Annotated in this window: 9 protein-coding genes; 8 read left to right on the forward strand and 1 reads right to left on the reverse strand. The window is 64.3% G+C overall.

Annotated features, from left to right (window positions below; translation table 11 throughout):
* Window positions 1-196: 196 nt before the first annotated feature.
* The 4 genes from IC50_RS30415 to cyoD are packed head-to-tail and all read left to right on the forward strand — an operon-like array spanning window position 197 to window position 4044.
* Window positions 197-1030 carry a ubiquinol oxidase subunit II gene (locus tag IC50_RS30415; RefSeq protein WP_035713681.1) on the forward strand — a complete coding sequence of 278 codons (834 nt, stop codon included), beginning with the start codon at window positions 197-199 and terminating at the stop codon, window positions 1028-1030.
* Window positions 1020-3020 carry a cytochrome o ubiquinol oxidase subunit I gene (gene cyoB / locus IC50_RS30420; RefSeq protein WP_035713719.1) on the forward strand — a complete coding sequence of 667 codons (2001 nt, stop codon included), beginning with the start codon at window positions 1020-1022 and terminating at the stop codon, window positions 3018-3020. Before IC50_RS30415 ends, cyoB begins: the two co-directional genes overlap by 11 nt.
* Window positions 3020-3661 (forward strand): cytochrome (ubi)quinol oxidase subunit III, encoded by a 642-nt coding sequence (locus IC50_RS30425; protein ID WP_035713684.1) that lies wholly within the window; start codon window positions 3020-3022, stop codon window positions 3659-3661. The genes cyoB and IC50_RS30425 overlap by 1 nt, the downstream gene beginning before the upstream one ends.
* Window positions 3658-4044 (forward strand): cytochrome o ubiquinol oxidase subunit IV, encoded by a 387-nt coding sequence (cyoD, locus tag IC50_RS30430; RefSeq protein WP_035713688.1) that lies wholly within the window; start codon window positions 3658-3660, stop codon window positions 4042-4044. The genes IC50_RS30425 and cyoD overlap by 4 nt, the downstream gene beginning before the upstream one ends.
* 320 nt (window positions 4045-4364) lie before the next feature.
* Here cyoD and IC50_RS30435 read toward each other — a convergent pair whose 3' ends face one another.
* Window positions 4365-5153 (reverse strand): thermonuclease family protein, encoded by a 789-nt coding sequence (locus IC50_RS30435; RefSeq protein ID WP_035713693.1) that lies wholly within the window; start codon window positions 5151-5153, stop codon window positions 4365-4367.
* A gap of 200 nt (window positions 5154-5353) precedes the next feature.
* On the opposite strand from IC50_RS30435, the gene IC50_RS30440 reads away from it, so the two are divergent.
* From IC50_RS30440 to IC50_RS30455, 4 genes are all read left to right on the forward strand, one after another.
* Window positions 5354-6952 carry a GMC family oxidoreductase gene (locus tag IC50_RS30440; protein WP_035713698.1) on the forward strand — a complete coding sequence of 533 codons (1599 nt, stop codon included), beginning with the start codon at window positions 5354-5356 and terminating at the stop codon, window positions 6950-6952.
* A 7-nt stretch (window positions 6953-6959) separates the two neighbouring features.
* Window positions 6960-7409 carry a hypothetical protein gene (locus tag IC50_RS30445; protein WP_035713703.1) on the forward strand — a complete coding sequence of 150 codons (450 nt, stop codon included), beginning with the start codon at window positions 6960-6962 and terminating at the stop codon, window positions 7407-7409.
* A gap of 92 nt (window positions 7410-7501) precedes the next feature.
* Window positions 7502-8521, forward strand: a complete 1020-nt coding sequence (locus IC50_RS30450) for a S1C family serine protease (protein ID WP_035713707.1) — start codon at window positions 7502-7504, stop codon at window positions 8519-8521.
* 58 nt (window positions 8522-8579) lie between these two features.
* The coding region (locus tag IC50_RS30455) for an FAD-dependent oxidoreductase (RefSeq protein WP_035713712.1) at window positions 8580-9019 on the forward strand (440 nt) is incomplete at its 3' end.

Below are 9019 nucleotides of genomic sequence, written 5' to 3' on the forward strand. Positions count from 1 at the left end.
GTCCCGACCGGAGAGAAGGGCGTGGCTCCCGCGTTCATGTCATTGACATCGCATGGAATTGCATGTTGCGGCCGGTCCATCGCGCACGGCTGGCCCTTGCAGTCCAGGAACCGTTCCGAGATTGCAGCGTTTGCCGCCCGAGCCTTTCCCGCGCTAGGCTCAGTTCCGGGGCTTCCCAACCGCCAGTGGCTTGCCGATGAATCTGCTCGATCCGCAAGGGCCCGTGGCTGCGGCCAACAGCACCATTTTGGTCGATTCCATCTTCATCATGCTGGTGATCGTGGTGCCGACCATCATCGCGATTCTCGGTTTCGCGTTCTGGTTTCGCGCCTCCAATCCGCGCGCGCGGTTTCAGCCCCAGTTCGTCTATTCCGGCCGCGTCGAAATGGTGGTGTGGGCAATCCCTGCACTCACGGTCATCCTGCTCGGCGGCGTCGCCTGGATCGGTTCGCACCAGCTCGATCCGGCCGCGCCGGTGCCGGGCACCGGAAGCCCGGTGCGGATCCAGGCCGTTTCGCTCGACTGGAAATGGCTCTTCATCTATCCGGACCAGCGCATCGCCACCGTCAACACGTTGACCGTGCCCGCCGGCGCCGAGCTGAATTTCCAGCTGACATCGTCGAGCGTGATGAACACGTTTTTTATCCCGCAGCTCGGCAGCATGATCTACACCATGAACGGCATGGTGACGAAGCTGAACCTGCGCGCCGACAATGAAGGCAAGCTCCAGGGTCTGTCCGCGCATTTCTCCGGCGACGGTTTCCCCGACATGATGTTCGACGTCAACGTCATCTCGCCGCTCGCGTTTCCGGAGTGGGTGGCGAACACCGCGAAGACGGATGCGGTGCTGAACGCGGACAGCTACAAGAAGCTGATGCAGCAAGGCATCGAGAAGGGCCGACCTGTCTACCGTCTGGACGATCCCCGGCTGTTCGACCTGATCGCGACCCAGCACATTCCGCCGGGGCCAGGGCCGGAGCTCGCATCCGAGGCGGGCCGGTCGCACAGTGGAGGCCATGATGCTCGGTAAGCTCGATTGGTCCGCGATTCCGTTCGATCAGCCGATTCCGCTCGTCGCCGGCGCGATGGTGCTGGTCGCAATCCTCGGCGTTTTGACGTGGGTCGTGGTGAAGGGACATCTGCCCTATCTCTGGAGCGAATGGATCACCAGCGTCGATCACAAGCGCATCGGCGTCATGTACATCCTGCTCGCCTCGGTGATGCTGCTGCGCGGCGGCAGCGATGCCATCATGATGCGGATCCAGCAGGCGGTGGCGTATCAGTCTCAGGGCTATCTGCCGCCGGAACACTACAACCAGATCTTTTCGGCGCACGGCACCATCATGATCTTCTTCGTGGCGATGCCGTTCGTGATCGGCCTGATGAACCTGGTCGTGCCGCTCCAGCTCGGCGTGCGCGACGTTGCGTTCCCGACGCTCAATTCGGTCGGCTTCTGGCTGACTGCGACCGGCGCACTGCTGGTCAACGTCTCGCTCGTGGTCGGCGAGTTCGCGCGCACCGGCTGGCTCGCCTTTCCGCCGCTGTCGGAACTGTCCTATTCGCCCGGCGTCGGCGTCGACTATTACGCCTGGTCGCTCCAGATCTCCGGCGTCGGCACGCTGGTGGCCGGCATCAATCTCGTCACCACGGTGCTGAAGCTGCGCACGAAGGGCATGAACTATCTGCGCATGCCGATGTTCTGCTGGACCACGCTGGCCTCGAACCTGCTCATCGTTGCGGCCTTTCCGATCCTCACCGCCACGCTCGCGATGCTGCTGCTCGATCGCTATCTCGGCTTCCATTTCTTCACCAACGAGGCTGGCGGCAACGTCATGATGTTCATGAACCTGATCTGGGCCTGGGGACATCCGGAGGTCTACATCCTGGTGCTGCCGGCCTTCGGCGTCTTCTCGGAGGTGGTCTCGACCTTTTCCGGCAAGGCGCTGTTCGGCTACCGCTCCATGGTGCTCGCGACCATGGCGATCTGCGTCATTTCGTTCATGGTCTGGCTGCACCATTTCTTCACGATGGGGGCAGGGCCGGATGTGAATGCTATCTTCGGCATCGCCAGCATGATCATCGCGGTGCCGACCGGGGTGAAGATCTACAACTGGCTGTTCACGATGTATGGCGGCCGCATCCGTTTTGCGACGCCGATGTTGTGGTCGGTCGGCTTCATGGTCACCTTCATCATCGGCGGATTGACGGGCGTCCTCGTCGCGGTGCCACCGGCCGACTTCATGCTCCACAACAGCATGTTCCTGGTCGCGCACTTCCACAACGTCATCATCGGCGGCGTGCTGTTCGGCGCCTTCGCCGGCTTCGAATACTGGTTTCCGAAGGCGTTCGGCTTCCGCCTCGACGAGCGCTGGGGCAAGGCCGCGTTCTGGTTCACCTTTCTCGGCTTCTACGTCACCTTCATGCCGCTCTACATCGCCGGCATGCTCGGCATGACCAGGCGCATGCAGCACTATGACGTCGCGGCCTGGCGGCCCTGGATGATCGTTGCGGCAGTCGGCATGGCCGTGCTGACGATCGGGGTGATCTGCCAGATCATGCAGCTCGTGATCAGCATCCGCAACCGCGAGGCGCTGCGTGATCGCACCGGCGATCCCTGGGACGGGCGCTCGCTGGAATGGGCGACCTCGTCGCCGCCGCCGGTGTTCAATTTCGCGTTCAATCCGGATGTGCGCGGCGAGGATGCTTATTGGGAGATGAAGGCGCATGCCCGGCAGCAATCGTTCGAGCATGAAGAGCTCGAATATCAGGACATCGAGATGCCGCGCAATTCTCCCACCGGCTTCGTCTGCGCGTTCTTCGCCGCCATCATGGGCTTTGCGCTGATCTGGCACATCTGGTGGATGGTGATCCTGGGGGGTATCGGCGCGTTCGCGACCTTCGTCGTGTTCGCCTGGCGCGACCATGACGAATACGTCATCCCGGCCGAGGAGGTCGCCCGCATCGACCGCATCAATATCGAGGAACGGCGCAGCCTCGTCAGCATGGCGGGAGCAGTCTGATGGCGATGACCGCGACTGCCGACCACGCCCGTGCCGATCCCCATCAAATCGGCGTCGTCGTCGAGCATCCCGGGCCGGCGCCGAAGCGGATCGTGACCGCCTACGGCTTCTGGGTCTTCCTGCTCTCCGACATCGTGATGTTCTCCTGCTTCTTCGCGGCCTATGCGGTGCTGTCCGGCCAGACTGCCGGCGGCCCCAAGGGGGCGGAGATCTTCGAGCAGAGGAATGTCGCGATCGAGACGGTCTGCCTGCTGCTATCGAGCTTCACCTGCGGAATGGCCAGCATCGCCGCCGACGTGCGCAACCGGTTCTGGTTCTATCTCGGCATGACCGTCACCTGCGTGCTCGGGCTCATATTCCTCGCGATCGAGTTCCGCGAATTCGCCGATCTTGTCGCCCGCGGCTACGGTCCGTCGCGCAGTGCGTTCCTGACCGCATTCTTCTCGCTGGTCGGCTGCCACGGTCTGCATGTTTCCGCCGGCGTGCTCTGGCTGCTGACCATGATGGCCCAGGTCTTCGCCAAGGGATTTCGTGCCGACGTGTTGCGGAGGATGATGTGCTTTGCGCTGTTCTGGCATGCACTCGACATCATCTGGGTCGGGGTGTTCTCCGTCGTCTACCTGCTTGGAGGTGCCCCATGAGCGATCAGACGCACGTGCCGGCCGGGCACGATCTCGCACCGGGCGAGGAAGAGCAACATAGTGTCGGCACGAGGATCCTCGGTTACGTCGTCGGGCTCGCGCTTGCGCTGCTGCTGACGGCGACGTCGTTCTTCATCGCCGGCACCGATCTGGTCTGGCAGCCCTCGATTCCCGTCGCGCTGATCGTGCTTGCGATCGCACAGATGGGTGTGCATCTCGTATTCTTCCTGCACATCACCACGGGCCCCGACAACACCAACAACGTGCTGGCGCTCGCCTTCGGGTTGCTGGTCGTCTTCCTGGTGGTGGGCGGGACGGTCTGGATCATGGCGCATCTCAACGCGAACATGCCGCCGATGGACCAGATCATGCGGATGCAGTGATGACGCGCAACGATCGTATCAAGGCGTCACGGTGCATTCGGAGGGCTGACGTTCCCATGGCGTCACAGCTTGTCCCGGGCACGACGCCTCGGCTTGCACAGCGGTGCATAGAAAAGAAGGCCGCTTGTTCGTGACAAGCGGCCAAGTCAAGGGAGGAAACGCCCGAGCAAAGACAATCGGGCCGGAGCCGGATTGTTGCCAAGGAAACGCTCGCGCAAGGCGCTCGCGTATCCTTACAAATGCAGCAACTGCCGATGGAGTTCAATTCCGGATCAATACGGTAGCCGAAATACTACTCACGGCTGTGTGAATCCGCCCATTCACTTTGGCCGGCGGCAATTATAGGCCTTGCGGAACCCGGCCGCCTGGGCGTCGTCCTCCGAGCAGAACCAGCGGTCGGGCTTGGTTATCGCGGGATAGCTCGGGCAGCCGCGCAGATGATAGATGCCGATATTGCCGGTGACGCGGGCGCGCGCCGCAAGCTTCCCTTTGATGCTGCAGCTGGGCGGCATCGGCAGTTCCTCCGGAAACAGCACGGCGCGGATTTCCTTGTCACGGTCCGGGCGGCAGGCGGCCCCCAGGAGCGCGCCGTCCTTCTTGCCGCTCCGGAAATCTTGCGGTGCAACAAAGCAACCTTTCCAGATCCCGGCCGCCGCCGTCTTGGCTTCGGTGGCCGCCGGCTTGAAGTTGGCCTTGATCGGCTCGCGAGCGAGGGCAAAGCCGAGCTTGATCAGTTGCTCGTTCAGGCTAGCCTTGTCGCCCTCGGCAGTGCAGATCGCGCGGTGCCGCTTGCCGAAGCTCTTTTCCGGGCCGACATCGTCGCAACGTACGGTGCGCTTGTTGATCAGCTTCGCCAGCTGGTCGCGGGCCTCGATGCCGCAGGTCCAGGCATCGGCGTGATCGTCGATGCAGATCTGATCCAGCTCGGGTGCATCGACGCCGTCCAGCCGATAGGTCACGTCGCCGAACTGGATCGAGTTGCCGTCACGGACCGTCGCGGCGCCGGTCAGCGCGGAGACTGGCCCGGACGAGGCCAGAAATCCGGGCAAGGCGAGAAACGAAACGAGCGCAAGAGCGCGGGCGGTGGCAAAGAAATTTCGGGAGGACATACGGTCTCGCTATCGATGGCTCGTGCGCCTCGTTCCTAGCATCCGGATGTGGCGATACCAATGGTCTGCACCCTGCGAAGTGCGACATTCCGGCCTCGCGGCTTTACTCGGCCGTCGCTCTGACCCTATCGTTCGCCGGCCTCGCTGACCGCGAAAGGCAGAATCGCCCGGAAAGCGGCGAGGGGGAGGACAAGGTTACGATGAAAGACCCCGTGGACGTCCTGATCATCGGCGCCGGCGCTTCAGGCGCAGCGGTGGCGTGGTCGCTGGCCGAGACCAAGATGCACATCCTCTGCCTGGAGCAGGGCGGCTGGATGAACCCGGCGGAATATCCCAGCACGGGGCGGGATTGGGAGGCCAAGTTCTACGGGGAATGGTCGTCGAGTCCGAACGTCCGCGGCCGGCCTGAAGACTACCCGATCAACGACGACAATTCCCCGATCAAGGTGGTGAACTACAACGCCGTCGGCGGCTCGACCGTGATGTACACCGCGCACTGGCCGCGGCTGCATCCCTCCGATTTCAAGGTGAAGACGCTCGACGGCGTCGCCGACGACTGGCCGATCGACTACGATGCGCTGACCCCGTTCTTCGAAGAGAATGACCGCATGATGGGCACGTCCGGCCTGTCGGGCGATCCACTCTCGCCGCTGACGCATCCGCCGATGCCGCAGCAGCCGCTCGGATTGTCCGGCGCCATCATCGGCAAGGCCATGAACAAGCTCGGCTGGCACTGGTGGCCGTCGGACACGACGGTCGCGACCATGGACTATGAGGGCCGGGCGCGCTGCATCAACCTCGGCCATTGTACGCCGGCCTGCGCGCAGGGCGCGAAGTCATCCACCGACATCACCTATTGGCCGCATGCGATCCGCGCCGGCGTCGAGCTGCGCACCCATTGCCGGGTGCGGGAGATCACCACCGACGAGAACGGCATGGCTTCGGGCGTGGTCTATTACGACAAGGACGGCGTCGAGCAGTTTCAGCCCGCGCACGTCGTCATCATCGCCTGCAACGGGGTCGGCACGCCGCGGCTGCTTTTGAACTCCGCATCCGGCCGCTTCCCCAATGGCCTTGCCAATTCGTCCGGCCTCGTGGGCAAGAACCTGATGTTCCATCCCTATGCGCAAATCTATGGATTTGTGAAGGAGCCGACCGACAGCAACCGCGCGCCGCCGACCTGCCTGTGGAGCAAGGAATTTTACGACACCGACCTGTCGCGCGGCTTCGTGCGCGGCTACGGCATCCAGTTCGGCCGCGGCGCGGGGCCGGTGTTCGAGGCGGTCGCGAGCGAGCAGAAAGGCATTCTGCCATGGGGCGCCGACCATCATCGCGTATTCCGCAAGCTCAACGGTCATCGGCTCGCGGTGTCGGCAATCTGCGAGGATCTACCCGAGGAGCACAACCGCGTCACGCTCGATCCCGTGCTGAAGGACGGTCACGGAATCCCTGCGCCCAAGATCGACTATACGATCAGCGAGAACAGCCGGAAAATGATGGAGCACGGGTTGGCGCGCGGCCGGGAGGTTCTCGAGACCGCCGGCGCGACAGACATCTGCATCAACAATCCGATCCCCTGGGGCGGCTGGCACCTGCTCGGCACCGCGCGCATGGGCACCGACCCCGAACGTTCCGTGGTCAACGAATGGGGCCGCTCGCACGACGTGAAGAACCTCTTCATCGTCGACGGCAGCATCTTCGTCACCTCGGGCGGCGTGAACCCGACGTCAACCATCCAGGCCCTCGCGCTCTACATCGCCGACCAGATGAAGCAGCGCCTCGCCAATTTGTTCGATTGAGATCGTCATGACCGCAGACAATCAACTGACACGCAGGCAACGAGACGACCTTCGCGTCGTCGCCGGAATGATTATTTCCGCCAGCGACGAGTACAAGGTGCCCGGCGCCGACGATGCTGCGATCCAGGCCGATATCCAGGCGACGCTCGGCCGCGACTCCAAGCTGGTGGTAGCGGCGCTGGAGCATTTGGCGCGGCTGGCGGGAGGGCCGCTGGCCGAGCTCGATGCCGGGCGGCGCGATGCCGTGGCGCAAGAGTTCCGCAAGCACGGCGGTGTCGCCGCGGCAACGCTCGTCCGCGTGGTCCTCCAATGCTACTACCGCGACGACCGCGTGCTGCGCTCGCTTGGGCTGGAGCCGCGCGCACCGTTCCCCAAGGGGCATGTGCTGCCGGACGGCGACTGGTCGCTGCTCGACCCGGTCAAGGCGCGGGCGGGCACGCTGCGGCGGGCGACCTAGCCATCTGGGGCAGTCCAGCCCAGCGCTCCAGGCGGGCACCTTGCGCGGCAGGGAGCAGGCCACCATCTGTGTGAGCCTCAAGGACTCTTGCCATGTTGGACTTCACCTCAGATATCGTCGATGACGCATCGTCATCGCGAACGACACCATCTGCCCCTGTCGACGACGGGGCCCTGCTGGACGCCTATTCCAATGCGGTGATCGACGTGACCGACCGTGTCGGTCCCGCGGTCGTGCGCGTCGAGACCGGGCCGAAGGTGCCGAACGGCCGCGAGCGCGGCGGGCTCGGCTCGGGCATCGTGATCTCGCCGGATGGACTCGTGCTCACCAATAGCCACGTGGTCGGCACTTCGAAGGAGATTCGGCTGCGCGACGTCGAGGGTCATGTCGGCGACGCGCAGGTGCTCGGCGTCGATCCCGACACGGATCTTGCGCTCCTGCGCGCCAACGGCGTGCGCCACTTGCCCTATGCCGCGCTCGGCAACTCCAAGAGCCTTCGGCGTGGCCAGCTGGTGATCGCGATCGGCAATCCGCTCGGGTTCGAATCGACCGTGACGGCCGGCGTGGTCTCCGCGCTGGGGCGCTCGATCCGTTCCGTCAGCGGGCGCACCATCGAGGACGTGATCCAGACCGATGCCGCGCTCAATCCCGGCAATTCGGGCGGGCCGCTGGTGTCGTCGAATGCCGAGGTGATCGGCATCAATACCGCCATCATCAACGGCGCGCAAGGCATCTGCTTTGCGGTTGCCAGCAACACCGCGCAATTCGTGCTGTCGGAGATCATCCGCCACGGCTATGTCCGCCGCGCCTATATCGGCGTTGCCGGCCAGACCGCACCGGTCCCGCGCCGGCACGCGGTGCTGGCCGGCATCGACAACAAGATGGGCGCGCTCTTGATGCAGATCGAGCCGGATGGACCTGCGGCCAAGGCGGGCCTGTTGCCTGGCGACGTCGTGATCAGGCTCGACGGCGTCGAGATCAACGGCGTCGATGATCTGATCCGCGTGCTCGACCGCGACCGGATCGGCCGGCGGCTTGCCATGGACGTGTTGCGGCTCGGCCGGCTGCGGGCGATCGATATCGATCCGATCGAGCGCAAGAAGGCGCGCTAGCTGCGAGCCCGGGGGCGCGGTATGACGGCGTCATGCCTCGCTCACGGAACCTTGCCGCATGATGCCGGCGCACGAGACCTACGACGTCATTGTCATCGGGGCCGGTGCCGGTGGCATGACGGCGGCGGCCGTCGCCGCCGCTGAAGGCCTGCGCGTGCTGGTGATCGAGAAGACCGCCTTCGTCGGCGGCACCACTGCCTGGTCCGGCGGCATGATCTGGATTCCCGCCAATGCCAAGATGGAGGCGGGGTTGTCGGACAGTATCACGGACGCAGTTCAGTATCTGTCGAGCACGGTGCCTGAGCCCGCCAATGCCGGCCTGCGCGCCGCCTTCCTCGCGCGCGGACCGGAGGCGATCGGCTATCTCGAAGCCAACACCGAGGTGCGGCTCCAGCCGGTGAAGGACTATCCGGACTATTATCCGGAACGGCTGGGCGCGACGCGCGGCGGCCGCGTGCTGGAGCCGGCTGCTTTCGACGGCGTCTGGCTGGGGAAGAG

The organism is Bradyrhizobium genomosp. I (2014) (genome assembly GCF_000261685.1).
Classification (GTDB): Bacteria; Pseudomonadota; Alphaproteobacteria; order Rhizobiales; family Xanthobacteraceae; genus Bradyrhizobium.